This is a genomic window from Reyranella sp. (assembly GCF_965228225.1).
In the GTDB taxonomy this organism is placed as follows: Bacteria; Pseudomonadota; Alphaproteobacteria; order Reyranellales; family Reyranellaceae; genus Reyranella.
The window spans coordinates 5,941,194-5,965,392 of the sequence record NZ_OZ245801.1 but is presented as its reverse complement, the minus strand read 5'-3'; the positions used below and the strand labels follow the sequence as shown (position 1 = coordinate 5,965,392).

General features: G+C 67.3%; 24 protein-coding genes, 1 tRNA gene and 1 riboswitch. Of the genes, 10 read left to right on the top strand and 15 right to left on the bottom strand.

Translation table 11 applies throughout. The features are described from left to right. Position 1 precedes the first annotated feature (1 nt). Positions 2-361 carry a DUF6285 domain-containing protein gene (locus ACO07K_RS28905; protein ID WP_422033852.1) on the top strand — a complete coding sequence of 120 codons (360 nt, stop codon included), beginning with the start codon at positions 2-4 and terminating at the stop codon, positions 359-361. Between the two features lie 203 nt (positions 362-564). Then, positions 565-1,263, top strand: coding sequence for an ArsR/SmtB family transcription factor (locus ACO07K_RS28900; protein ID WP_422033851.1), 699 nt, complete (start codon positions 565-567; stop codon positions 1,261-1,263). A gap of 2 nt (positions 1,264-1,265) precedes the next feature. Here the strand turns inward: ACO07K_RS28900 and ACO07K_RS28895 are convergent, their stop codons facing one another. From ACO07K_RS28895 to ACO07K_RS28885, 3 genes are read right to left on the bottom strand one after another with little or no spacing between them, the layout of a single operon-like run. Further along, positions 1,266-2,390, bottom strand: a complete 1,125-nt coding sequence (locus ACO07K_RS28895; RefSeq protein ID WP_422036720.1) for a DSD1 family PLP-dependent enzyme — start codon at positions 2,388-2,390, stop codon at positions 1,266-1,268. 20 nt (positions 2,391-2,410) lie between these two features. Next, complete coding sequence (locus tag ACO07K_RS28890) at positions 2,411-3,385, bottom strand: tripartite tricarboxylate transporter substrate-binding protein (protein WP_422033850.1); 975 nt, start codon at positions 3,383-3,385, stop codon at positions 2,411-2,413. Then, positions 3,382-4,020, bottom strand: a complete 639-nt coding sequence (locus ACO07K_RS28885) for an HAD-IA family hydrolase (protein ID WP_422033849.1) — start codon at positions 4,018-4,020, stop codon at positions 3,382-3,384. Before ACO07K_RS28885 ends, ACO07K_RS28890 begins: the two co-directional genes overlap by 4 nt. 70 nt (positions 4,021-4,090) lie before the next feature. On the opposite strand from ACO07K_RS28885, the gene ACO07K_RS28880 reads away from it, so the two are divergent. Beyond that, positions 4,091-4,990: a LysR family transcriptional regulator gene (locus ACO07K_RS28880; protein ID WP_422033848.1), complete on the top strand. Its 900-nt coding sequence runs from the start codon at positions 4,091-4,093 to the stop codon at positions 4,988-4,990. Between the two features lie 130 nt (positions 4,991-5,120). Here ACO07K_RS28880 and ACO07K_RS28875 read toward each other — a convergent pair whose 3' ends face one another. From ACO07K_RS28875 to ACO07K_RS28865, 3 genes are read right to left on the bottom strand one after another with little or no spacing between them, the layout of a single operon-like run. Further along, positions 5,121-5,642 carry a PaaI family thioesterase gene (locus ACO07K_RS28875; protein ID WP_422033847.1) on the bottom strand — a complete coding sequence of 174 codons (522 nt, stop codon included), beginning with the start codon at positions 5,640-5,642 and terminating at the stop codon, positions 5,121-5,123. A 1-nt stretch (position 5,643) separates the two neighbouring features. Then, positions 5,644-6,066: a PaaI family thioesterase gene (locus tag ACO07K_RS28870; RefSeq protein WP_422033846.1), complete on the bottom strand. Its 423-nt coding sequence runs from the start codon at positions 6,064-6,066 to the stop codon at positions 5,644-5,646. An 8-nt stretch (positions 6,067-6,074) separates the two neighbouring features. Then, on the bottom strand, positions 6,075-6,821 hold the full coding sequence (locus tag ACO07K_RS28865) for a TSUP family transporter (RefSeq protein ID WP_422033845.1): 747 nt from the start codon (positions 6,819-6,821) through the stop codon (positions 6,075-6,077). Positions 6,822-6,936: 115 nt separating this feature from the next. On the opposite strand from ACO07K_RS28865, the gene ACO07K_RS28860 reads away from it, so the two are divergent. The 3 genes from ACO07K_RS28860 to ACO07K_RS28850 are packed head-to-tail and all read left to right on the top strand — an operon-like array spanning position 6,937 to position 9,244. Beyond that, entirely contained in the window at positions 6,937-7,824 is an 888-nt protein-coding gene (locus ACO07K_RS28860) for a LysR family transcriptional regulator (RefSeq protein WP_422033844.1), read from the top strand. After that, entirely contained in the window at positions 7,821-8,384 is a 564-nt protein-coding gene (locus ACO07K_RS28855) for a DUF488 family protein (protein WP_422033843.1), read from the top strand. The genes ACO07K_RS28860 and ACO07K_RS28855 overlap by 4 nt, the downstream gene beginning before the upstream one ends. Beyond that, a complete protein-coding gene (locus ACO07K_RS28850; protein ID WP_422033842.1) occupies positions 8,381-9,244 on the top strand; it encodes an alpha/beta fold hydrolase in 864 nt (287 codons plus the stop codon). Before ACO07K_RS28855 ends, ACO07K_RS28850 begins: the two co-directional genes overlap by 4 nt. Before the next feature lie 199 nt (positions 9,245-9,443). Here the strand turns inward: ACO07K_RS28850 and ACO07K_RS28845 are convergent, their stop codons facing one another. From ACO07K_RS28845 to ACO07K_RS28830, 4 genes are all read right to left on the bottom strand, one after another. Further along, complete coding sequence (locus tag ACO07K_RS28845) at positions 9,444-10,961, bottom strand: hypothetical protein (RefSeq protein WP_422033841.1); 1,518 nt, start codon at positions 10,959-10,961, stop codon at positions 9,444-9,446. A gap of 1 nt (position 10,962) precedes the next feature. Then, entirely contained in the window at positions 10,963-11,967 is a 1,005-nt protein-coding gene (locus tag ACO07K_RS28840; RefSeq protein ID WP_422033840.1) for an SGNH/GDSL hydrolase family protein, read from the bottom strand. A 67-nt stretch (positions 11,968-12,034) separates the two neighbouring features. Further along, positions 12,035-12,109: transfer RNA gene (locus ACO07K_RS28835), tRNA-Gln, on the bottom strand. 64 nt (positions 12,110-12,173) lie between these two features. Further along, positions 12,174-12,689 carry a flavin reductase family protein gene (locus ACO07K_RS28830; protein ID WP_422017686.1) on the bottom strand — a complete coding sequence of 172 codons (516 nt, stop codon included), beginning with the start codon at positions 12,687-12,689 and terminating at the stop codon, positions 12,174-12,176. Between the two features lie 194 nt (positions 12,690-12,883). On the opposite strand from ACO07K_RS28830, the gene ACO07K_RS28825 reads away from it, so the two are divergent. The 4 genes from ACO07K_RS28825 (at position 12,884) to ACO07K_RS28810 (ending at position 17,294) form a co-directional block, all read left to right on the top strand. Continuing rightward, positions 12,884-13,750 carry a CHAD domain-containing protein gene (locus ACO07K_RS28825; RefSeq protein WP_422033839.1) on the top strand — a complete coding sequence of 289 codons (867 nt, stop codon included), beginning with the start codon at positions 12,884-12,886 and terminating at the stop codon, positions 13,748-13,750. A gap of 22 nt (positions 13,751-13,772) precedes the next feature. Beyond that, complete coding sequence (locus ACO07K_RS28820; protein ID WP_422033838.1) at positions 13,773-14,948, top strand: CobW family GTP-binding protein; 1,176 nt, start codon at positions 13,773-13,775, stop codon at positions 14,946-14,948. Continuing rightward, complete coding sequence (locus tag ACO07K_RS28815) at positions 14,945-15,826, top strand: fumarylacetoacetate hydrolase family protein (protein ID WP_422033837.1); 882 nt, start codon at positions 14,945-14,947, stop codon at positions 15,824-15,826. The genes ACO07K_RS28820 and ACO07K_RS28815 overlap by 4 nt, the downstream gene beginning before the upstream one ends. Before the next feature lie 238 nt (positions 15,827-16,064). Further along, positions 16,065-17,294 (top strand): IS4 family transposase, encoded by a 1,230-nt coding sequence (locus ACO07K_RS28810; protein WP_422029138.1) that lies wholly within the window; start codon positions 16,065-16,067, stop codon positions 17,292-17,294. Positions 17,295-17,425: 131 nt separating this feature from the next. Here ACO07K_RS28810 and ACO07K_RS28805 read toward each other — a convergent pair whose 3' ends face one another. From ACO07K_RS28805 to ACO07K_RS28785, 5 genes are all read right to left on the bottom strand, one after another. Then, entirely contained in the window at positions 17,426-20,572 is a 3,147-nt protein-coding gene (locus tag ACO07K_RS28805; RefSeq protein WP_422033836.1) for a multidrug efflux RND transporter permease subunit, read from the bottom strand. Positions 20,573-20,582: 10 nt separating this feature from the next. After that, positions 20,583-21,770: an efflux RND transporter periplasmic adaptor subunit gene (locus ACO07K_RS28800; protein WP_422033835.1), complete on the bottom strand. Its 1,188-nt coding sequence runs from the start codon at positions 21,768-21,770 to the stop codon at positions 20,583-20,585. A 254-nt stretch (positions 21,771-22,024) separates the two neighbouring features. After that, entirely contained in the window at positions 22,025-22,603 is a 579-nt protein-coding gene (locus ACO07K_RS28795) for a TMEM165/GDT1 family protein (RefSeq protein ID WP_422033834.1), read from the bottom strand. Positions 22,604-22,667: 64 nt separating this feature from the next. Then, positions 22,668-22,810: riboswitch (yybP-ykoY riboswitch) on the bottom strand. 74 nt (positions 22,811-22,884) lie between these two features. Beyond that, positions 22,885-23,211: an NIPSNAP family protein gene (locus ACO07K_RS28790; RefSeq protein ID WP_298309153.1), complete on the bottom strand. Its 327-nt coding sequence runs from the start codon at positions 23,209-23,211 to the stop codon at positions 22,885-22,887. A 32-nt stretch (positions 23,212-23,243) separates the two neighbouring features. Further along, complete coding sequence (locus tag ACO07K_RS28785; RefSeq protein ID WP_422033833.1) at positions 23,244-24,146, bottom strand: ABC transporter substrate-binding protein; 903 nt, start codon at positions 24,144-24,146, stop codon at positions 23,244-23,246. Positions 24,147-24,199: the final 53 nt, after the last annotated feature.

The window sequence follows — 24,199 nt, the reverse complement described above, 5'->3', positions numbered from 1 at the left end:
CGTGGCCCAGGACCGCCCCACCGCCGCCGAACTTTTAGCCGCCATCGCCGACTTCCTGCGCGAGGAAGCGACGCCCGCCCTCGACCGCACCGAGCCGCGGCTGGGCTTCCAGATGCGGGTCGCCGTGAACTCGCTCGCCATCCTCGAACGCGAGGTGCGCCTCGGGCCGACCGCCGATGCGCGCGAGCACGAGCGTCTGGTCGAACTGCTCGGCCGCGAAGCTCCGCTCGACGAATTGAACCGCGAACTGGCGCGACAATTGCGCAGCGGCGAGCGCGACGAGACCGACACCGCCCTGATGGCCCATCTCGACGCTACCATCGCCGACAAGATCGCCATCGCCAATCCGAAGTGGCGGTAACTCCTGCTCGTACGCATTGTCGAGGATGCGAAAGGTCCCTCACTGCGTTCGGGATGACAATTTTTCCGAGATTGGCGCCGTGCGTCGATGCAGAAAACGCTGTCATCCCGAACGCAGTGAGGGACCTTTGATCTTCTCATTCTTCGGCCCCTACCGAACCATTGACCGTGGCGACTACCGACGGTCGGGCCTAGAGTCCCGCCATGACCACCGTGAATGCCCTCTCCGAGATTGCCGCCCTGATGGGCGATCCGGCGCGCGCCTCGATGCTGTCGCTGCTGATGGACGGCCGCGCCCACACCGCGTCGGACCTCGCTCACAATGCCGGCATCACGGCGCAGACGGCGAGCGGTCACCTCGCGCGCATGGTCGAGGCGGACCTGCTGGCGGCGCGCGCCCAGGGCCGCAACCGCTTCTATCGCCTCGCCTCGCCCGAGGTGGCGCACGCCATCGAGTCGCTGATGGCGCTGGCCGGCACGCGGGCGACGCCGGCATCCAAGACCGCAGCGTGGCGGCGCGATCCGGACCTCCGCTTCTGCCGCACCTGCTACGACCATCTCGCGGGCCAGGTCGGCATCGCCGTCACCGACTCGCTCACCCGGCAGGGCCATCTCGAACCCAAGGGGCCGCGCGACTGGCAGCTCACGTCATCAGGCGAGTTGTTCTGCGACCGGCTCGGTGTCGATCTCGGCACGGCGCGCCAGGCGAGCTCGCGCCACTTCGCGCGCCAGTGCCTCGACTGGAGCGAGCGCCGGCCGCACATCTCGGGCGCGCTGGGCGCCGCCATCGCCGACACCTTCTTCAGGCGCGGCTGGGCCGAGCGCCTGCGCCGCAGCCGCACCGTGCGCCTCACGGATTCCGGCCGCCGCGCGCTGGGCAGCCATTTCGGCGCGACGGTCTAAGCCTACCAACCCTGGAAGCGCGGCCAGGTCGTGGCGTCGCCGGCCGGCGTCACGGCGACGTAGGACGGATACTGCGCGCCGGTGGCGCAGGCATGGTTGGGCAGGATGCGCAGCCGCGCGCCGATGGGAAAGCGCTCGACCAGGGTTGCATCGGCCGTGCCGTCGCGACGCGCGACGATGCCATGTTCCTGGTTGGCGCCCGAGACGATCAGCCCATCGATCACGTTGCCCTCGACATCGCAAACGGCGCCGTAGCCATAGTCGATCTTCTGGCGCTGGGTGCCGCGGTCGCGGCTCATCGCCATCCAGCCGGCATCGACGATCACCCAGCCCTTCTCGGGCTGATGGCCGATCACCTCGGTCAGCACGGAGAGCGCCACGTCCTGCGGCGTGCAGACGCCGACATTGGACATTACGAGGTCGAAGAAGACGTAGACGCCGGCGCGCACCTCGGTGACGCCTTCGAGATGCTGCGCGGCGATCGCGGTCGGCGTCGAGCCGATGCTGACCTCCGGACAGTCGATGCCGGCGGCGCGAAGGCGCTCGGCGGCGCGCACGCACAGCGCCCGCTCCTGCTCGGCCAGCGCCTGCAGCGCCGCCGGCGTGTCGAGATCGTAGGAGCTGCCGGCATGGGTCAGCACGCCCTTCACCGTCGCACCACCCGCTTGCAGCACCTGGCCGATCGCGATCAGCTCCGGCGCCTCGGGCTGCACGCCCGAGCGATGGCCGTCGGAATCGATCTCGATCATGACCTCGAAGCGCTGGTTCGCTTCACGGCCCTTCGCCACGACGGCCTCGGCCGCCGCCACCGAATCGACGAGCAGGGTCAGCGCGCAGCCCTTACGGATGAGGGCCAGTGCGCGGTCGAGCTTGTCCGGCACGATGCAGACCGCATAGAGCACGTCGGTGAAGCCCGCGGCGAAGAACTGTTCGGCCTCCTTGAGGGTCGAGACGGTGATGCCCACGGCGCCCGCCTTCTGCTGGGCGCGCGCGACCTCGATGCATTTCGAGGTCTTCACGTGCGGCCGCAGGCGCACGCCCAGCGCCGAGAGATGGGCCTGCAGGCGCGCGATGTTGCCTTCCATGCGACGCTCGTCGATCAGCGCCGCCGGAGTCTCGATGTCCATCAGCTTCAAGTGTCCACCCTTCAGTCGAGATACTCGCCACGCGCCTTGAGCGCCGGCACGTCCTTCTCCAGCCCGCGCGCGATCAGCGCCGTCACGCTAGCCGGCTGCAGCGCCTCCGACGACGGCAGATCGACGCCGACCGCATTCATCTGCTTGACCAGCGCCGGGTCGGCCACCGCCGCCCGCAGCGCCTGGTTCAGCCGCGCCATGACCGGTTGCGGCGTGCCCTTGGGCGCAAACAACGCGTTCCACGAGCGCAGGTTCACGTCATAGCCCTGGCTGGCCGCCGTCGCCACACCCGGCAGCTGCGGCAGAGGCTGGTCGCTCAGCACGGCAAGCGGCTTGATCTTGCCGCCAGCGATCTGCGGCAGCGCCGTCGTCGTCTGGTCGCACATGAAATCGATGTGGCCGCCCATCAGGTCGTTCATGGCCGGCGCCACGCCGCGATAGGGCACATGGGTGATGTTGAGCTTGAGCGCCGACAGCAGCACGACGCAGGCATAGTGGGAGATCGAGCCCACGCCGGCGCTGCCATAGGTCATGTCGGCCTTGTTCTTCTCGGCATAGGCGATGAACTCCTTGAGGTTCGAGACCGGCAGGCCTGCCTTGGCGACCAGCAGCAGCGGCGCCGTGCCGGCAAGGCCGATCGGCTCGAACCCGGTCAGCGGATCGTAGGGCAGCTTCTTGAACAAGGCGGCGTTGGCGACGTGCGTGCCGATCGTGCCGAAGCCGATCGTGTAGCCGTCGGCTGCGGCGTTCATCAGCTTGGTCAATCCGATCGTGCCGCTGGCGCCGCCGATATTCTCGACCACGACGGTCTGCTTCAGATCCGCGGCCATACCCTGCGCCAGCGCGCGGGCCAGCGCGTCGCTGGGACCGCCCGCCGGGAACGGCACGATCAGCGTCAGCGGCTTGGTGGGGAAGGCCTGGGCGGTGGCCGTGCCGGCCGCCAGCAGCAGCGGCGCGAGGGTGAGCAGAAGTCGGCGTAACATCATGACAAACGTCCTTCCAACCAGGGGAGAAGATCGTCGAGCGTCGGTCGCTCGAGAGCAGCGGGCGGCGCGCCGTCGGGGCGCGCGAGGCCGACACGGTTGTGCCAGTAGGTCCTGAGGCCGACGGCGGATGTGCCGAACAGGTCGAAGCCGGAGCCCGCGACGAAGGCCGCCTCGCCGGGCGCGACACCCAGCGCGGCAAGCGCCTGGCGATAGGGGCGCGGGTCGGGCTTGTAGCAACCGGCCTCCTCGGCCGTGACGACACAGTCCCAGCGCGTCCGAAGCCGCTCCGCCGCCTGCCGGCCCAGCCGGATCGAACAGTTGGTGACCACGCCGAGCTTCGTGCGGCCGGCCAGCGCGTCGAGGGCCGTCTGCGCGCCGCTCCAGGGCGGCAGTTCCAGCCACCGCGCCTCCAGCGCATCCGCCGCGCCTTCGGCCAGGCCGGTCGCCACCGCCGCCTCGCGCACGAGCTGTTCGTAGGGCACGTAGCTGCCGCAGCCATAGGTCAGCCGCAGATACTCGGCCCGCCAGGCGCGGCCGCGCTCTTCCGAGCCCGCCACGTCGTTCCACAGGGTCCAAGAGTCGAGGAGCGCCGTCAGCAGGTCGAACAGGACGGCTTTGGGAAAGGTCGTCGTCATGCCGCCACCGTAGCAAGCCGCAGGCCGTTGGTGCTTAAATCGAACGAACAGTTCAGTTAAGGAAAACTGAATGATCACGCTCGCCGACCTGCAATTCATCGAAGCGCTGGCGCGCACCGGCTCGCTGAGCGGCGCGGCCCGGTCGCTCAACGTCACCCCGCCGGCGCTGTCGCTGCGCCTCAAGAAGCTCGAACGGACGCTCGGCGTCAGCCTCGTGGTGCGCAGCTCGCGCCGCCTGCGCTTCACCGGCGAGGGCGAGCACCTGGTGAGCGAAGCGCAGGCGATGCTGGGGCGGATGGGCGCGCTCACCGACCTACTGGGCAAGGAAGGCGGCGCCCTCTCGGGGCCCCTGCGCGTGGTCGCGCCGTTCGGCTTCGGCCGGCTGCACGTCGCCCCGCTCGTCGCCCGCTTCGCCGAACGACACGCATCGATCCGCGTGACGCTCGATCTCTCGGAGCGCCCCTGGACCGACAGCGAAGATGCCGACGTCGTGGTGCATATCGGCGCGGTCCGCGATTCGACCTGGATCGCGCACGTGCTGGCGCGCAACGACCGCTGGGTCTGTGCCGCGCCCGCCTATCTCGACCGGCGCGGCACGCCAGAAGATCCGCGCGACCTGCTGCAGCATGACTGCCTTTGCGTGCGCGAGAACAACGAGGACGTGACCTTGTGGCGCCATCGCCGCGGCAGCCGCAACGGCGCCGTGCGCGTGACGCCGACGCTGACCAGCAACGACGGAGAGGTCGTGCGCAACTGGGCGCTGGCCGGGCTCGGCCTCATGCTGCGCTCGCAGTGGGACGCCGGCCCCTTCGTGAAGCGCGGCGAGCTGCGGCGCGTGCTGGCGCCCTGGTCGTTCGAAGGCGCCGACATTCTCGCCCTGGTGCCGGCACGACGCGGCATCTCGGCCCGCGTCACCTCCTTCGTCGACTTCCTGAAATCGTCCCTCAGGTCGCGGCCGCCGGGCCGCTAGCCTCTTTCCGCGGGAGACAGGTCACACACCACCTCATGCTGAGGAGGCTGCGGAGCAGCCGTCTCGAAGCATGGGCACGAGCACCACGTTTGCAGCTCACCCTTCGAGACGCCGCGCCGTGCGCGGCTCCTCAGGGCGAGGGTGGCTGGCTGGCTGGAGACGATGGAACTCCAGCCTCGGTCTTCGTGTAGCCGGTGCCGTCGCCCGACGAGATCTTGGCGATCGAGGAGGCGCGCAGGATCTTCTGCTCGCCCACGGTCAGATAAATGTTGGTGAACAGCAGGCTGCGCGTCTGGCGGATCAGTTCGGCGCGGCCCTCGACCCAGTCGCCGACCCGCGCGGGGGCCACGAAGTCGAAGGTCATGCTGACGGTCGGCAGGAACTTGCGCAGGCCCGCGAGGTAGCCGCCGCCCATCGTGCCGACCAGGTCGGCCACCGTCATCATCATGCCGCCGTGCAGGCCGCCCGCCGGGTTACACATGTTCTGCTGCACGCGGATCGCCAGCACGAACTCGTCGCGCGTGCCCTTCTCGCCCCGCTTGACGTACATGTTGCCGACATGGGTGTTGAAGGTCGGCTCGGGCCGGCCGCGGACGAAATCGACGAGCTTGAAACCTTCGGGCGGATCGTCGGGTATTTCGTAGGAAGACACTCTAGCTCCGGACTTTCAGGGGGCGTCCCGGCCGCAGCAGCGCGAAGTCGCCCAGCCCGGCCAGCACGTCGTGGCGCGGACCATAGAGGCGGCCCCTCACCTGCGCCACATGCTCGTCGTGGCCCAGCAGCTCGCCCGTGGCCTCGATCCAGTCGCCGACCCGCGCCGGCGTCAGATAGTCGAGCGTCAGCTTCAGGGTGACGCAGCGCCGGTCGATGGCGCGGTAGACCACCGAGCCAAGGGCCGCATCGATGAAGGCCGCCAGCATGCCGCCATGCACGATGCCGAGCGCATTGGCATGCTGGGGGCCGGGCCTGAAGCCCCGCCAGACCTTGTGCCCTTCGACCTTCTCGAACCACGGGCCGTTGGCCGCGGTGAATCCGGTCGCTTCGTTCAGTTCTCGAAAGCCTGCTGGAATGTCCACGCGCCATCTTAGGCAATCCCGGCCAGCAGCACCAAGCCATAGCCGACATAGTAGAGCCCCAGCACGGTGATGAGCCGTCCCGCCCAGGTGCGGAATTGAGCGTCGGACAGGCGCTCGAGGATCCGCTTGCCGAGCGACGTGCCCAGCATGGAGGCGGCCACCGCCATCACGAGCACCCAGGGTTCGACCGAGCCGGCCTGCTCGATGAGGGCGCCGAAGTAGAGCAGCTTCGAACCGTGGCCGAACACCTGGCACGAGGCCTTGGTGGCGACGATCTGCTGGCGGTTCATCGGCGAGCGCAGGAAGAGCTGGTCGACCAGCGGGCCGGTCACGCCGGTCAACAGCATCAGCGCCATGCAGGCGATGCCGCCACCCAGCGCCTGTGCCGGCCCCAGGGTGGCGGGCATCCACCGCGCCGGCACGATCCGCAGCACGAAGGGCGAGAGGCCCAGCATCAGCAAGGCGACGGCCTTCTCCGGCACGTAGAGCGTCAGCGACCAGAGCCCGACCGCGATGAAGCAGCCCAGCACGTAGAAAGCCGTGATGCGCCACTGGATGTGCCGCCGCCACAGCAGCGCGCGCCAGCCGTTCGACGCCATCTGCGTCACCGCATGCAACACCATGGCCATCGGCAGCGGCAGCAGGAACAGCAGCACGCCGATCAGCACCATCCCGCCCGCCATCCCGAAGATGCCGGACAGGAAGGCGGTGAACACCATCAGGACGCCGAGCCCCAGAGCCATCGATATCGCCATCTTGCCCCCGCCGATCCCAGAGCTCCTCAGAGTGAGGACGAAGGCTTGTCTAGGGCCGGACTATGCAGTGTTCAAATATATGATAACTTCTGTATCCATACTTTCTGGATATGCCATGGAACTGCGGCACCTTCGTTATTTCGTCACCGTGGCGCACGAGGGCCATGTCACGCGTGCGGCCGAGAAGTTGCACATGCAGCAGCCGCCGCTCAGCCAGCAGATCCGCGCGCTCGAGCAGGAGATCGGCGCAGCCCTGCTGCTGCGCCATCCGCGCGGCGTCAGCCTGACCGATGCCGGCCGCTCGTTCCTGGCCGACGCCGAGGCAATCCTCGCCGCCGTCGAACGCGCGACGGCGAAGGCGCGGCGCACGGCGCGCGGCGAGACCGGCCGCATCGCCGTGGGCTTCACCACCTCGGCGCCGTTCCACCCGCTGGTGGCGCGCGCCATCCGCGAGTTCCGCCGCGAGCGGCCCGACATATCCTTCGTGCTGGAGGAGAACAGTTCGGGCGACCTGCTGGCCGCGCTGCGCGACGAGCGACTCGACATCGCCTTCATCCGCTCCGGCCTCGTCGAACCGCAGGGGCTGCAGATGCACGAACTGCTGCACGAGGAAATGTCGGCCGCTCTGCCGGCGCGCCACCGGCTCGCGCGGCGACCGAAGCTCACGCTGAAGGATCTCGCGACCGAGGATTTCATCCTCTATCGGCGGGCCGAGGGGCGCGGCCTCTATGACGTCATCATCGCGGCCTGCAGCGCCGCGGGCTTCAGCCCTCACGTGAGCCAAGAAGCGCCGCGCATCGTGTCGACGCTCAACCTCGTGGCCGCCGGTCTCGGCATTACCATCGTGCCGGCGTCGCTCAGCCGCCTGCCGCTGGAAGGTGTAACCTACCGCCCCCTCACCGGGCGGCCCGCCCTCAAGGTGCCGCTCAACCTCGCCTGCCGGCGCGACGATCCCTCGGCCGCGACCCAGGCCTTCATCGACAAGGTGCGCCGCCTCGCATGAAACCGGTCAAGACCATCGGCCACTCGAACCATTCGATCGAACGGTTCGTGTCGCTCCTCAAGGCGGGCGGCGTGGAGCGCCTGGTCGACGTGCGCTCCACACCGTGGTCGCGCCGCCATCCGCAGTTCGGCCAGACGAACCTCGCGCGGTCGCTGGCCGAGGCCGGCATCGCCTATGTTCATGAAGGTCCTGCACTTGGCGGCAAGCCGCAGGCTGGTGGGAGTTACGAGCAGCTCGCGGCGCGGCCGGAGTTCAAGGACGCACTCGACCGCGTGATCGAAGAAGCTCGGCAGACAACGCTCTGCCTCATGTGCGCCGAGAAGGAGCCGCTCGACTGCCATCGCACCGTGCTGGTGTCGCGGCGTCTCGCAGAGCGCGGCGTCGCGGTCGAGCACCTGTTGGCCGATGGCGGCACACGGCCCCATCATGAGGTCGAGGAAACAGTACTGGGCAAGGACGTCGCCCCCGACCTGTTCGAGGACCGTGCCGCGCGGCTTGCCCGCGCCTGGCGTCGTCTCGAGGCGAAGTGGGGCCGCGCCGGGACCGGCGAGGGAGAATGACCGAGATGGAAGTCCGCAACATTGAGACCGCGCCCGGCTTGGTGTTCGACGCTTCGGTGGCCGGCAGCGGCTCCGCACCGCTGGTGCTGATGCTGCACGGGTTCGGCGTGTCACGGCACTTCTGGAAGGCCCAGGTGCCGGTGCTGGGCGAGGCCGGCTACTTCGCGGTGGCGCCGAACCAGCGCGGCTATTCTGCGGGCGCGCGGCCCGATCCGGCCAACCTCGACTCCTACCGTTTCGACAAGCTGACCAGCGACGCGCTCGACTTGGTCTCGGCGGTGGGCCATGGCGACAAGCGTTTCCATCTCGTCGGCCACGACTGGGGCGCCAGCCTCGCCTGGGCCATCGCCTTCAAGCATCCCGAGCGGCTGCGGTCGCTCACCATCCTGTCGCGACCGCATCCGATGTCGTTTGCACGGGCGCTGGCCATGCCCGATGGCGAACAGAAGCGGCGCTCCGGCCATCACCAGGCATTCCTCGAGCCCGATGCCGTGCCGAAGCTGCTCGCGAATGACTGCGCCTGGCTGCGCTCGCGGCACACCAAGGAGGGCGTGCCCAAGGAGGCGATCGACCGCCATCTCTCCGTACTGGGAAGCGCGCCGGCGATGGAAGCGGCGCTGGCCTGGTACCGGGCCCGCGGCGAACGCATGCCGCTCGGCCCGATCAAGGTGCCGACCCTCTATGTCTGGGGAGATGCCGACGACACGGTGGGCCGTGCCGCGGCCGAGGGCACGGGCGAATTCATCGACGCGCCCTACCGTTTCGAGGTGCTGCCTGGCGTCGGTCATTATGCTGCCGACCAGATGCCGGAGAGGGTTAACGAGCTGCTGCTGGATCATCTCCGCCGCCACGCGGCTTAGGATAGATTCCTCCCAGCCGAGCTTCGGTCTTTCCGAGCACGACAGAAGCATCAACACCAACCTCATGCTGAGGAGGCTGCGCAAGCAGCCGTCTCGAAGCATGGACACGCGCACCACGTCTGCTGCCCATCCTTCGAGACGCGGCCTGCGGCCGCTCCTCAGGATGAGGTGGTGCGGAACGATTTGAAGCGGAAAGCCCCTAAGACTTACACTCGAGCTTGGTCAGCCGCGGCGAGAAGGTGGGAAGCGCCGTCGACGCACCGGCCGGCCAGGGACGCGGCCAGGCCTTGTCGGCCAGCTTCTTCTCGACCAGCGGAACCAGCAGGTTGAAGGCCGCCCAGCCGCGGATCCGGGTGCCGGCATAGGATGTGTGCACGGCGTCGATGAAAAGGTCGGGGTCGAACGGCGTGTTGCTGACCAGGTCGAGGAAAGCGATGCCGTGGACGGCGGCATACTTCGCGAACAGGCGGTTCTGAAAATTCGCCAGCCTCTCGAGGTCGCGATAGCGGTAGGGCCAGTTGGCGGCGTTGAGTTGCTCGATGATGAACCGGTGCCGCACCGGGTCGACGACCATCCCGTCCTTCACCATCCAGAAGAACGAGGTGAGCGCCATGTCGGCGCCGACCGTCCCGAGATCGGCCCGGATCTGGTCGAGGTCCTTCTGGATGCGGTTCAGGTTCACCGGCAGGTTCGCGAAGTCGAGATCCGGATTCATCTCGTCGAGCCCTTCCGGCCAGATGACCTTGTAGTCGGGCTTGGGCCACTCCGCGCCGCTATTGTTCCCGGCCGTGGCTCCGGCCATGGCGAAGGCGGCCTGGACGCGGCCGATCAGGGCGGAATAACGTGCGGCCTGCTTCAGCCACTTCACCGCGACCGCCTCCTGCGCATTCGACGGCCCGGCAACCGGGACGTCCGGCACATTCTCGACGATCGAGGCCGGCCGGAACTGGTTGCCGCCTTCATGGTAGACGACGAGATCGGGCCTGAGCGGCAGCACTTCGCTGCGCACGACGGCGGCGATGTCGCTGGAGATGATGCTCTCGCGGCCCGCATTCAGGACCTCGAATCTGATGCCCAACCCCTTTGCCCTGGACCAGGCGTTCATCCAGTGCCCGACATATTCCGGCCAGGAGTAGGGCAGATGATGCGCTTCGACGACGGTCGATGAGCCGACGAAAACGATGCGCACCGTCCTCTCTGGCCTCGGATTATCGATCGGACGTCCGCGCCAACCGATCTGGTTGGTCGTCAGTCCGCTCGGGATCGTGACGTCGGGCAGGAACCGGTAGGGCGGCCTCGGCTGGCCGTCCGGCGCGTCGTAAAGGAAGAGCTGGCCCGGCGCGTGACGCAGGAACCAGTGCTGGCACGGATCGCCGGAGAAACTGGTGTTCCAGACCTTGAAGGCGTCGGAGGGCCGGAACCACTTGCCGCCGACGGGATTGGCCTCGACGAAGCGATAGAGGCGTTCCCAGTCTTCGGGGACTGCGTGCTTGTTGGGCAGCGGCGCCGGGTCGTCGAAGAACCAGGCGCGCTCGACGCCGGCCGCCCGCGGGACCTTGTCGACCGAATCCGGCTTTACGCTGGCGAGCCCCATCGGCTCGCCGAGCGGCGTCAGCAGGATCGGATAACCGTCGATGTAGCGAACGGCGCCTTCGGCAACCACGACGCTCACCGCGAGCGAAATCAGGACAAGCAGCGCGTCCTTGAGGATCCGCATTCTACTTGCAGCCTTTGCCTTCGTCCCGGCACAGGCCGTCCAACAGGGTGTTGAGCTCGGGCACGATCATGGTGGTGAAGGCAGCCATGGCAGCGCCGTTCGGATGCGGGTCCGGAACCGTCACCCACAGGCTCGCGGGGTCGAGGGTCTCGACCGTCGGCAGCATGTCGAAGAACGGCACCCCCAGCCCCTCGACATCGGCCTTCACCTTGGCGGTGACGTCGGCGAAGGGATAGGGCTTGAGCTCGCGCAGCTCGGGCAAGTGGAACACGACCAGCTTGGCACCCATCTCGCGCGCCGTCGTCGCGAAGCCCTGCAGGGCCTTGCGCGTCTGCTGCCAGCCCGCGGCATCGTCCTTGTAGAGTTCGCGATAGTAGCGCTTCCAGTCGGGCGCCTCGCCGAACTGGCGCATCAGCGAGTCGAGGCGATACTTGAACACCACCCAGGCGGCCGAATGCTCGTCGAGCCACGAGGTCTGCCCGTAGGTCGGCACCGGTTCGGCGTCGTTGATGAAGTAGGTCAGCACGATGATGTCGGGCTTGAGCTTCGCAGCCGTCTCGCGGAACAGCGTGAGTTCCTGCAGCGTGTTGTGGTTGCCCACGCCCGTGTTGTAGCTGTCGACCTTGCGACCTTCGGCGACCAGCGCGGCGGTCACGCGGGCGGCCGCGGTCTCGTTCTGCGCCACGCCCCAGCCCAGGGTCGTCGAATCGCCGACGAAGGCGATACGCGCCACGCCCGCCGGTGCCTTCTCGGGAATTTCCGACGACCGGAAGCCGTGGCTGTCGGTCGTCACCTTGACGCCCATGAGCTCAGCCTCGGCATTGGGGCGATGGCGGTGACCGAGGTCGGGCCGCATGTCGCGAACCTTCACGTCGCGTGCATAGCGCCACATTTCGAGTTCGTAGAGCATGCCGTTGTCGAGGAAGAGCCGGGTCATGCCCTCGAGGCAAAGCGCGCAAATGGCGGTGAGAACGACGACCAGAAGCGTATTTTTCAGGAAATTCATCGACCTTGTCGCTCGAGCGGTTCATCCAGAAGACAGACGGACGTCGAAGCCCTCGAAGAGGGCGCGATGGCTGGGGCGCCAGGATTCGAACCTGGGAATGGAGGAATCAAAATCCTCTGCCTTACCGCTTGGCGACGCCCCAGCAGGTGCCCTTTCGGGCGGGCGCGAACATAGTGGGTTGGTGCGGGGGCGCAACCCCGCTCGTTTCAGGCTGCCTGGGCGGCCTTCTTCAGGGCCTCGCCATGCACGAAGGTGCCGTCCGCATAGAGGAGCGGCAGGGCGGTTTCGTGCAATGCCACGTCGACGATCTCGCCGATGTAGATCGTGTGCGTACCGGCCGAGAGCTCGGTGACCAGCTTGCAGTCGAAGGACACGGGACATCCCTTGAGCACGGGTGCACCGGTGGTGAGCGTCGTCCACTCACCCATGTCCCGGAACCGCTCGTCGCCCTCGGTGCCGTCCATGCCTGCGAAGCGCTCGGCAAGCTTGCGGTGCTCGGGACACAGGATGTTGACACAGAAGAAGCCGGCTTCCCCGATCGGGTCGTGGGCGCTGGCTGTCTTGTTGACGCAGACCAGAATCTGCGGCGGTTCGGCCGAAACCGAACAGACCGCCGTGGCGGTCAGCCCGCCGCGCTGGTCCCCCACTCTGGTGGTGATCAGGGTTACGCTCGCCGCCAAGTGGCGCATGCCCTTCTTGAAGGCCGCCGCATCGATACTCATGAGAATGACTCTAGGCCACGCCGGGGCGGCGCCGCCACTGCAAAGACAGCGTAACAGACCGCCAAACGCGGGGGGGGAGGGTGAATCCGACCAAACCGGACGCAGCCGCCGTCGCCCGGATGACATAAAACCTTCACCGGACTGTCGTTCTTTAAGGTTGCCCCCTCGTCCGGCGCCGCTACGGTCGAAACGCAATGTCAGCGTCCGGGCATAAGCTTACCTCTGAAACGCCTCCCGAGGCGGCGCTTCGCACGATCGCGGCCTCGTGCCGGGCCGATCTCGCCAAATATCGGGAGATCGTCCTGCAGAGCCGCCGTCCCATTGGCATCCACCAGGCACGGGTGGCGCTACGCCGCCTGCGGGCCGCCTTCAGCGTGTTCCGCCCTGCGGTAGACAGCCCGGAGGTGCGCGCCCTCTCGGCAGAGGCCAAGTGGCTGGCGGGCGAATGCGGACCCGCACGCGACCTGCACGTATTCTTGACCGAAAGCGTGGTCGACGTCCCGCCGGTCGTGAAGAGGGTCGGTGCGCGCCTGGCCGCGAGCCACCTCGAACGCGCCCGGGCCGCCCTCGGCAGTGCCCGCTACGAAGCCTTCGACCAGCGGCTCGCCGCCTTCGCCGCCCATCCCGCTCCGGAGGTCCGCGGCGGGCTGCACCTCGACGAATTCGGCCGTCACGTCCTCGATTCCCGCCACGCCAAGGTGGTCCGCCGCGGCCGTCTGCTGGACAAATTGAGCGAGGAACAACTTCACCGACTGCGCATCGGCATCAAGAAACTGCGCTATGCCGCGACCTATCTCAGCCCCGCCTTTGCCTCGCCCGTGGCCAAGCCCTATATCGAGGCAACGGTGCGCCTGCAGGGCGCGCTCGGCGCCTTGAACGATCGCGCGACGGCGGCCCGCATGCTGGCCGACATCGCGACGGCCTCCCGTCCCTCCGAGGACACGGCCCCTTTCCTCAAGGTCCTCGCGAGGCAAGCGTCGAGCGGCGAGAAGCGCCGCCGTCGCAAGCTGGAGCGGACCTGGAAGGAGTTCAGGAAAGTCGAGCGCTTCTGGCGGGCGTGATCCCCGAACACAGGATGTTTCGATGAGCGATCCGCAGAACGCTGCCGAGCAGCGTATTCCCGTCACCGTGCTGACGGGCTTCCTCGGCAGCGGCAAAACCACCCTGCTCAACAAGCTGCTGCGCCGGCCCGAACTGGCGGACACGGCCGTCATCATCAACGAATTCGGCGAGATCGGCCTCGACCATCTGCTGGTCGAGAAGTCCGACGACGAAGGCATGGTGACGCTGAACTCCGGCTGCCTGTGCTGCACGGTGCGCGGCGATCTGGTGCGCACCATGAGCGAGCTGTTCCTCAAGCGCGCGCGTGGCGAAGTCTCGCCATTCAAGCGCATGGTAGTCGAGACCACGGGCCTGGCCGACCCCGCGCCCATTCTGCACACGCTGATGACCGATCCCCTCCTGGCCTCGCGCTACCGCCTCGACGGCGTGGTGACGACGGTCGACGGCGTGAACGGCGCGAGCACGCTGGACAATCACGAGGAGGCCGTGAAGCAGGCCGCCGTCGCCGACCGCATCCTGCTGACCAAGGTCGACATCGCCGACGCGCCCAAGCTCGCCGAGCTGAAGCACCGGCTGCATCACCTCAATCCGGGAGCGCCGTTCCATACGGTGGCAACGGGCGAGATCGATCCCAACCAGATCCTCAATGCCGGCCTCTACAATCCCGAGACCAAGAGCGCCGACGTGAAGAAGTGGCTGCAGGCCGAGGCCTATGAGGGCAGCCACGACCATGGCCACGGCCACCATCATCACGGCCACGACCATGGCCACGATCACGGCCATTCCCACGGCAACGATCAAGGGCATGCTCACGGCGAGCAGGATCCGCATGACGTCAACCGCCACGACGACCGCATCCGTTCCTTCTGCATGACCTTCGACGAGCCGATGAGCTGGTCCACGGTGGCCGCGGCCTTCGACGCGCTGGTGACCTATCGCGGCCCCGACCTCTTGCGCATGAAAGGCATCCTGAACGTCAAGGACACCGACAAGCCCGTGGTGATCCACGGCGTGCAGCACGTCTTCCATCCGCCGGCCACGCTCGACGCCTGGCCGGAAGGCGACGACCGCAAGAGCCGCGTCGTGTTCATCACGCGCGACATCGGCGAGAGCACCATCCGCAAGGTCTTCGCCTCCTTCTTCGATGCCGAGAAGAAGGGCTGGGGCAACGCCGCCGAGCCGGCGAAGCCGCAATGAAACTCGCCACGATCACGCACGCCGGCACCACCAAGGCCGCGCTCGCCAGCCCGGACGGCAAGACCTTCTGGCCGCTCGAGGAGATGTTGGGGCGTGCCGTTCCGACCCTCGGCGCCATTGTCGGCGAACTCGGCGCGATCAAGTCGAAGATCAAGCCGACCGGCGCGGGGCTTGCGCTTTCGTCGGTGGAGCTCGAGGCGCCGATTCCGCGGCCCGCGCGCAACGTGATGTGCGTCGGCAAGAACTATCACGAGCATGCGAAGGAGTTCGCGCGCAGCGGTTTCGACAGCAGCGCCAGCTCGGCGGCCGACGCCATTCCGACCGCGCCGATCATCTTCACCAAGGCGCCCGAGTGCGTGATCGCCGATGGCGCCGACATCCGCTATCCCGAGGGCGTCAGCGATTCGGTGGACTACGAGGCCGAGCTGGGCCTGGTCATCGGCAAGGGCGGCCGCGGCATCTCCAAGGACGAAGCCTACGGCCATATCTGCGGCTACACGATCATCAACGACGTAACGGCGCGCGACCTGCAGGGCAAGCACAAGCAGTGGTTCCTCGGCAAGTCGCTCGACACTTTCTGCCCGATGGGCCCGTGGCTGGTGACCGGCGACGAGGTCGATCCGGAGAATCTCGGCGTGAAGTGCTGGGTGAACGACGAGCTGCGCCAGGACGCCAATACACGCGACCTCATCTTCGACATCCCGACCCTGATCGCGACCATCTCCGCCGGCATCACGCTCCAGCCCGGCGACGTCATCGCCACCGGCACGCCGGTCGGCGTCGGCATCGGCTTCACGCCGCCGAAGTTCCTGAAGCGCGGCGACCGCGTGACGATCGAGATCGACGGACTGGGCCGGCTGTCGAACGTGGTGGCTTAGACCATTCCCCTCCCCATTCAGATGGCTATCGCATTCACACATCTTAGTTGCGCGGTGTGAGGCGATTGGATTCTCTGTCCGAGGCACAGCGGATGGAGAGTTCGATGTCGGGGATCGAGTACGGTCTTGGTGGTTTCGGCGACCGCCGGCTGCAAAAAGGGGGGCCTTGCTGCATGCGGCGCTGGTGCTGCAGCCCGGGTCGTGCATCCGACGGCTCGGCGGAACACGGGCGCGGGAGATGCAGTTCACGCGTCTGCTGCGTAACCGGTCGGTGACGGTGGAGGAGATGTCACAGCACGCCGGCACTCTGACGGGAGGTCGGGCGGCGGGCCGGGATGTTGTGGCCATCCAGGATACCAGCGAACTGGCGCTGGGCGGTCGCCGTGCGGCGGCCGCCGGGTACGGGATCGTCGGCAAGGGCGGCGCAGCGCGGGGATTGCTGCTTCACCCGGTGCTGGCGGTGGAAGCCGGCAGCGGGGCCTTGCTGGGCGTGGTGTCGATGCAGGTGTGGAACCGGGCTGAAGGGGTGCGGGCGCCGCGTCGCCAGCGCGAGACGAAGGCCAAGGAATCGCAGCGCTGGATCGACGGGGCTCGTCAGGCCGGTGCGGCGCTGTCGCAGGCGCGCAGCATCACGGCGGTGTCGGACCGCGAGAGTGACTTCTACGAGCTGTTCGCGCGCCGTCCCGCGAACGTCGAGCTGATCGTGCGGGCCTGCCAGAACCGGCGCATCGAGACATCGGCCCAAGAGGCTGAAGGCTTGCTCTTCGACTTCATCGACGGACAACCCGAGCAGGGCCGCTTCGCCGCGACCATTCCGGCAGCGCCCGGTCGGCCCGAGCGTGACACCGAGCTTGCCCTGCGCTTCGCGCCGGTGACCTTGCGCCGGCCCCTGCATGGGGCCGATCCGACCTTGCCCGAGACGCTCGACCTGACCCTGGTCGACGTGCGCGAGACCTCGGCGCCAGCGGCCGGCCAGCCGATCCACTGGCGATTGCTGACGACGCATCCTGTCGCGACCGGCCCTCAGGCGCGAAGGATCGTCGATCTGTATCGCCAGCGCTGGACGATCGAGGAGTTCTTCCGCACGCTCAAGACCGCAGGCTTCGACATCGAGGCGGCCGATATCGGCGAGCCGCAGGCCATGATCAACCTGACGGCCGCCGCCGCCATCGCCGCCGTCACCATCAAGCAACTCGTGCAGGCCCGCGACGGCACGACCGATCAACGCCTTGGCGATGCCTTCGAGCCACAGGATCAGCCTATCCTCGAAGCCGTATCGGCCAGGCTCGAAGGCAAGACCCAGCGACAGCGCAATCCCCACCCCAAAGCCAGCCTCGCCTTCGCAGCCTGGGTCATCGCCAGGCTCGGAGGATGGACCGGCTACTACGGCAAGCCAGGGCCGAAGGTCATGCGCATCGGCCTCGATCAGTTCCGCGCCATCAAATATGGCGCCTCCCTCGGACTATGAGATGTGTGAATCCGATAGATTCAGATGGGGAGGTGTCGACGTCTTATGGCGACGGAGGGGTCATGACCCCATCGCCCTCGTGAGACGAGGGCACTTCCCCTTTGCGGACTCCGCAAAGGGGAAGCATTCGATCAGGTCGGCTGCGTCGACCCGTGAGTCGGCTCCGTTGCCTCGACCTTCTTCTCGCGATCGCGCGCGAGCACGCGCTGAACCACGACGAAGAAGACCGGCACCATCAGCAGGGCGAGGATGACGACGGCGATCATGCCGCCCATGACGCCGGTGCCCAGGGCCTGCTGGCTCTTGGCGCCCGCGCCGACGGCGATGGCCATCGGCAGCACGCCGCAGACGAACGCGAAGCCGGTCATCAGGATCGGCCGGAAGCGCAGCTTGCAGGCTTCCAGCGTCGCTTCGACCAGCGGCTTGCCCTGCGACCGCAGCTCCTTCGCGAACTCGATGATCAGGATCGCGTCCTTGGCGGCGAGACCGATGATCGTGACCAGGCCCACCGTGAAGTAGACGTCGTTGGGCAGCCCGCGCAGATAGGCCGCGATCACCGCACCGCAGATGCCGAGCGGCACCGTGAGCAGCACGGCGAGCGGAATCGTCCAGCTCTCGTAGAGCGCCGCCAGGCAGAGGAAGACCAGCAGCGCCGACAGCGCGAGCAGGAGCGGCGCCATCGAGCCCGCGAGCTTCTCCTGCAGCGACTGGCCGGTCCACTCGTAGCCGAAGCCGCGCGGCAGCCTGTCCGCGAGCTTCTCCATCTCGGCGATGGCGTCGCCGCTGGTAAAGCCGGGCTTCGCCTCGCCGCTGATGCGGACCGAGGGATAGTAGTTGAAGCCCACGATCTGCGTCGGGCCCTTCGACCATTCGACGGTGGCGAAGGCCGAGAAGGGCACCAGCCCTCCCTGTGCGTTCTTGACGTTGTAGGCCAGGACTTCGTCGGCGGTCATGCGGCCGGCGGAATCGCTCTGCACGATCACGCGCTGCATGCGTCCGCGATTGGGGAAGTCGTTGACGTAGGCCGAGCCGAGGTTGGTCGAGATGGTGTTGTTGATGTCCTCGAAGGTCACGCCGAAGGCGCTCGCCTTCTCGCGGTCTATGACCAGGTTGACGACCGGGGCCTCCGGCAGCCCCTCGACATAGACGTTGCGCAGCACCGGACTCGCATTCGCCGCAGCGATCAGCTGCTGGGTGGCGGCCATCAGGGCGGCATAGCCCTTCTGTCCGCGATCCTGCAGGCGGAAGCTGAAGCCCGCCGAGTTGCCGAGATTGTCGACCGGCGGCGGCTGCAGCGCCGAAATCTCGGCGTCACGAACCGAGGCCATGGTGCGGTTGATGTCCTCGACGATCGCCGCGGCCGACTCGTTGGGTCCGCGCTCGGACCAGTCCTTCAGGGTGATGAAGGCCTGCGCCGTGTTCATGCCCTGGCCGAGGAAGCTGTAGCCGGTCAGGAAGGTCACGTTGTCGACGCCTTCCCGTCCCGCCAGGTAGCGCTCGACCGCTTCCACCGCCGCCTTGGTGCGATTGTAGGAGGAATCGGCCGGCGTCTGCACGTCGGTCGTGATGAAACCCTGGTCGTCGATCGGCAGGAAGCCGCCGGGCAGCCGCACGAAGGCCCAGGACAGACAGATGAGGAGCGCCGCGTAGATCGCCATCATCCGTCCCGTCCGCTTCAACGACCAGCCGACCGTGCCGACATAGCGGTCACGCACGCCATCGAGCCGGCGGTTGAACCAGCCGAAGAAACCGCGCTTGGCATGCCCATGCCCGGCGGGGATCGGCTTGAGGAACGTCGCGCACAGAGCCGGCGTCAGCGAGAGGGCGAGCAGCGCAGAGAAGCCGATCGCCGCCACCATCGTCACCGAGAACTGGCGGTAGATGATGCCGACCGAGCCTGGGAAGAAGGCCATCGGCAGGAACACCGCGATCAGGACCAGCGTGATGCCGATGATGGCGCTGGTGATCTGCTTCATCGCCTTGCGCGTCGCATCCTTGGGCGACAGCCCCTCCTCCGCCATGATGCGCTCGACGTTCTCGACGACGACGATCGCGTCGTCGACCAGGATCCCGATCGCCAGCACCATGCTGAACAAGGTGAGCATGTTGATGGAGTAGCCGACGGCCAGCAGCGTCGCGCAGGTGCCGAGCAGCGCCACCGGCACCACGATGGTCGGGATGATCGTGTAGCGGATGTTCTGCAGGAACAGGAACATCACGACGAAGACCAGCACGACGGCCTCGGCCAGGGTCATCAGGACCTTCTGGATCGAGGCCTCGACGACCGGCGTGATGTTGTAGGGGATCGAATAGGTGATGTTGGCCGGGAAGAAGCGCGAGAGCTCCTTCATCTTCGCCTCGACGGCGCTGGCCGTCGCCAGCGCATTGCCGGTCGGCGCCAGCAGCACCGAGAGGCCGGCGGTCGGCTTGCCGTTCAGCCGGGTGTTGAACTGGTAGCCCATGCCGCCGACCTCGATGCGCGCCACGTCGCGCAGCCGCACGGTCGAGCCGTCGGGATTGGCCCGCAGCACGATCGCACCGAATTCATCCGGCGAGGAGAGCTGGCCCTTCACCAGGACGAGCGCGGAAATCTTTTGATGCGCCGGGCTCGGTTCGGCGCCGAGGCTGCCAGATGCGACCTGCGCGTTCTGCGCGTTGATGGCGCGCGTGACGTCGTCCGAGGTCAGGTTGTAACCGACCAGCTTCGCCGGATCGATCCAGATGCGCAGCGACCGCTCTGTCGAATAGAGGGTTGCGCGGCCGACGCCGGGAATGCGGCGGATCTCGCCCAGCACGTTGCGGACCATGAAATCGCCGAGCCCGACCTCGTCGAGGCTGCCGTCGGTCGAATTGAGCGTGATGATCTGGAGCACCGCGCTCGAGGCCTCCTCGATCAGGATGCCCTGCTGGATCACCGCCCGGGGCAGACGCGCTTCGACCCGTTTGATGCGGTTCTGCACCTCGACCGACGCCATGCCCGGATCGGTGCCGGGCTGGAAGTTCGCGATGATCTCGACCTGTCCGAGCGAATCGCTGGCGGATTCGAAGTTCAGGATGCCCGAGGCGCCGTTCAGCTCCTCCTCGATCAGGCGCGTGACGCTGTTGTAGAGGTTCTCGGGCGATGCGCCGGGATAGCTCGTGCTGATCGAGATCGAAGGCGGGGCGATGATCGGATACTGGGCAATCGCCAGCAGCGGGATCGAGATCGAGCCGATCAGGCAGACGAAGAGCGCGATGACCCAGGCAAAGATCGGGCGATCGATGAAGAAGCTCGGCATGAGTCGCGGCTCAACGCGTCGTGCTGACGGTCGTCCCCGGCCTCTCCGGTGGAGCCTCGGCGCTGATCGTGCGCGGTGTCACCGTGTCGCCGGCGGCGAACTTCTGGAAGCCGTCGACCACGACCCGGTCACCCGCCTTCAAGCCATCGAGCACCAGCCACTGGCCGCCTTGCACCGGGCCGAGCCGGACCGGCTGCACGGCGATACGGTTGTCTTCCTTGACGACGAACACCTCGCTGCCGCCGCCGCCATTGCGCTGGATCGCCTGCTCGGGAAGGCTGATCGCGTCGCTGTCGACGCCCTGCTCCAGCAGAACGCGCACGTACATGCCCGACAAGAGCTCGCGATCGGGATTGAGGAACGTGCCGCGCAGGGTCACCTGGCCGGTCGAGGCATCGACCCGGGCTTCCGAGAACAGCAGCTTGCCCGTGTAGGGGTAGATGGTGCCGTCATCCAGCAGCAGGCGGACCTTGGTCGCGTCGGGCTCGATGCGCTCCAGCTCGCCGGATTCGAGGGCCCGTCGCAGCTTGTTGAGCTCGCCCACCGACTGCGTGAAATCGGCGTAGATCGGGTCGAGTTGCTGGATGGTGGCGAGGTTGGTGGCGTCGTTCTGGACGACGAGTGCGCCCTCGCTGACCCGCGCGGCGCCAATGCGCCCGTTGATCGGCGCACGGACCGTCGCATAGTCGAGGCTGAGACGCGCACGCGCCACGTCGGCTTCCCGGGCCGCGACCTCCGCCCTTGCCTGCTCAACCGTTGCCACGGCGATCTCGTGCTGGGCGGTGGAGATGGCCTGCGTCCTGGTCAGTGCCGCGGAGCGGCTGGCCTGCGGGATCGCGAGATCGAGCGCCGCCCTGGCCTTGTCGAGCGCCGCCTGCGCGGCCTGCAGTTCCACTTCGAACGGCTTGGGATCGATCTGGTAGAGCGGCTCTCCCGCCTTCACGTCGCTGCCCTGGTTGAACAGCCGCTCGACGATGATGCCGGAGACCCGCGGCCGGACGTCGGCAACGCGCGTGGGCGCAATGCGCCCCGGCAGTTCCCGCACGATCGTGCGCGGCTGCGGCGTCACCGTGACGACGCCGACTTCCGGCGGGGGCGCCTCCGGCTCTGCCGTTGCCGAGGATTCCTTGCAACCTGCGAGAGCCGGCGCCAGCAGCGCCAGGACGAGGGCCAGTTTCCAGGGGTTGGCAGCAGGCATCGACAATCTCTCCATACGTCTGTGCGCCGAGGGCGCAGAATTTCACCTCCGCGCCGTGTTTTTTCGGCGCGGATGCTTTTCTCGAGCGTTTCGGGTCCCTGCGCGACTTCGGCGCAACTTGTTCAGTCTCTCGGGCTGCCGTTCGGGCGATTCGCAGGGTGTGAAGTTTGGTCAGGAGTGTGGCATTACAAGGACGACGCCCTTGCCGGGCGTCATCACGTTCATGCGAGGTGAAGTCCAACCTCGACCGGCGTTCAGCCGCCGATCAGGCCCATGTCGAGCTTGAGCAGGGCGAGCAGACCCAGCACGACGAAGGATGCGGCCGCGAGCGAGCGCACGAGGGTGAGCGACACCTTGCGCGACAGCACGTCGCCGAACAGCACCGCCGGCACGTTGGCGATCATCATGCCGAACGTCGTGCCGGCCGTGACGGCAAACAGGTCGTTGAAACGCGCCGAGAGCGCCACGGTGGCGATCTGGGTCTTGTCGCCGATCTCGACCAGGAAGAAGGCGATCGCGGTCGCCACGAACGCACCGGCCGCGCCCGCGACCTTCGGGCCTTCGTCGGCCTTGTCGGGGATCAGGCACCACACCGCCATGGCGAGGAACAGGATGCCCAGGATCCAGCGCATCGCGTCGGGGCCCAGCCAGGCCGCGACGGCGGCGCCAGCCCAGGCGGCGAGCGCGTGGTTGGCCAGGGTCGCGACCAGGATGCCCAGGATGATGGGAATGGGGCGGCGGTAGCGGGTGGCGAGAATCATGGCCAGGAGTTGCGTCTTGTCCCCGATCTCGGCGACGGCAACGAGTCCTGTTGAAACGAGGAAGGCTTCCAAGACGAATCACATGGCGGGACCGAGCACGAACCTATGGCTCCCGGTGCCGCCCGATCCCGCGGGTAAAGGCACTGGAAAGCCAAAGGTCTCGCCAAGCGCGGTCCGTTGGACCGTCGGTCGCCGGATGGGCCATGGATCCCGAAGGATCCAAGTCTGTTGACACATCCGCCTCTGGGGTGAGGCCGGCTACTCCCCGATGACGGGACGCTGATAGTCCTCTGCCCCGCCCGCTGCAAGCCCCGGAACGTCGCGGGTTTCGCGAACGCCCCGGAGGCGGTCGCTCAGGGGTGCGGACCCCAGGGTGCCGCGTTCAACAGCTTCACCTCCTGGCTCATCACCAGGGGGCGGAATTTCACCGCAAAGCCGTCCATGAAGGCGGGATCGGCGAAGACGGCGGCCCAGTGGCTGCGCCGGTGAGCGTCGTCGTCGAATTTCCAGAGATGGACGATCTGGTTGATCGTGCCGGTATCGCCCTGGAAGTAGCCGACGAGGTTCTTCGCATGGCCGCCCTTGTCGAGCGCCGGAAAGCCGAACTCCTGGTAGAGCTTCACGGCTTCGCCCATCTTGCCGACATAGAGCGTGTAGGTTCTGAGCTCGTAGAGCGCCATTTCGATCTCACCTCCCGGATTGCCGATCGACTTCAGCCGATCGCGCGCGTGGCCAGCTTCGTGTCGACGACATCCTCGAAAGCGATGTCGCGCGACAGGATTCCCGACGAGCGCATGGCGGCATGCAGCCGTTCATAGCCTTCGCGCCGGATCACCGGATCGCGGCCCCACAGTTCGAGGGCGCGATAACGGTCGATGCAGGCGGCGAACAGGTCGCGCGGAACGTCGGGAAAGAATGACTGCACGACCTCCACGATTTCGAGCGACGGGGTGACGGCAAACCATTTCAGGGTCGCATCCATGCCGCGGATCATGCACGCCAGCTCTTCGGCGCGACCTTCGAGCACGCCGCGTCGCGTCACCAGGGTCGTATAGGCGGTGAGGCCGCGGCCCGCGGCGGCGTTCCAGATATGACCGGCGCCGGTGGAAACGAGATTCTCGGCGTAGGGCTGGAAGACCTGTACGGCATCGACCCTGCCTTCACGCAGGGCGGCCTCGTTCTCGGCCATGTCCTTGTCGGTGATCCGGTCGACCTTCGCGGGATCGACGCCAGCGCGGCGCAGGTCATCCTGCAGGCAAACCCACGGCGTCGGCACTTCCGAGACCGTGGCGAGCTTCATCGACAGGAGATCGGCGAACTTGAAATCCGGGCGCGGCGTCGCACCGACCACGAAGAACGGATCGCGCGCCACCACGTCGCAGAAGCAGACCAGATCGGAGCCCGGATCCTTGTCGCGCGCGATCAGGACGCGTAGCGGTCCGCCCCACATCACGTCGACCTCGCCGGCGCGCAGCGCCCGGGCGGCCTCCAGCGGGTCGGACGAGGGCCGCAGCTCGACCTCGACCCCTGCCCGCTTGAAAGCACCGCTGGCATGGGCGGCATAGAAGGGGGCGTAGAAAAGCGCGCGGAAATTCTCGGACAGGATGATGGTCATGCACCGATCGTAACACAGCCATCTCCCGCCGCACGGTCCAGCGTGCTAGGCCT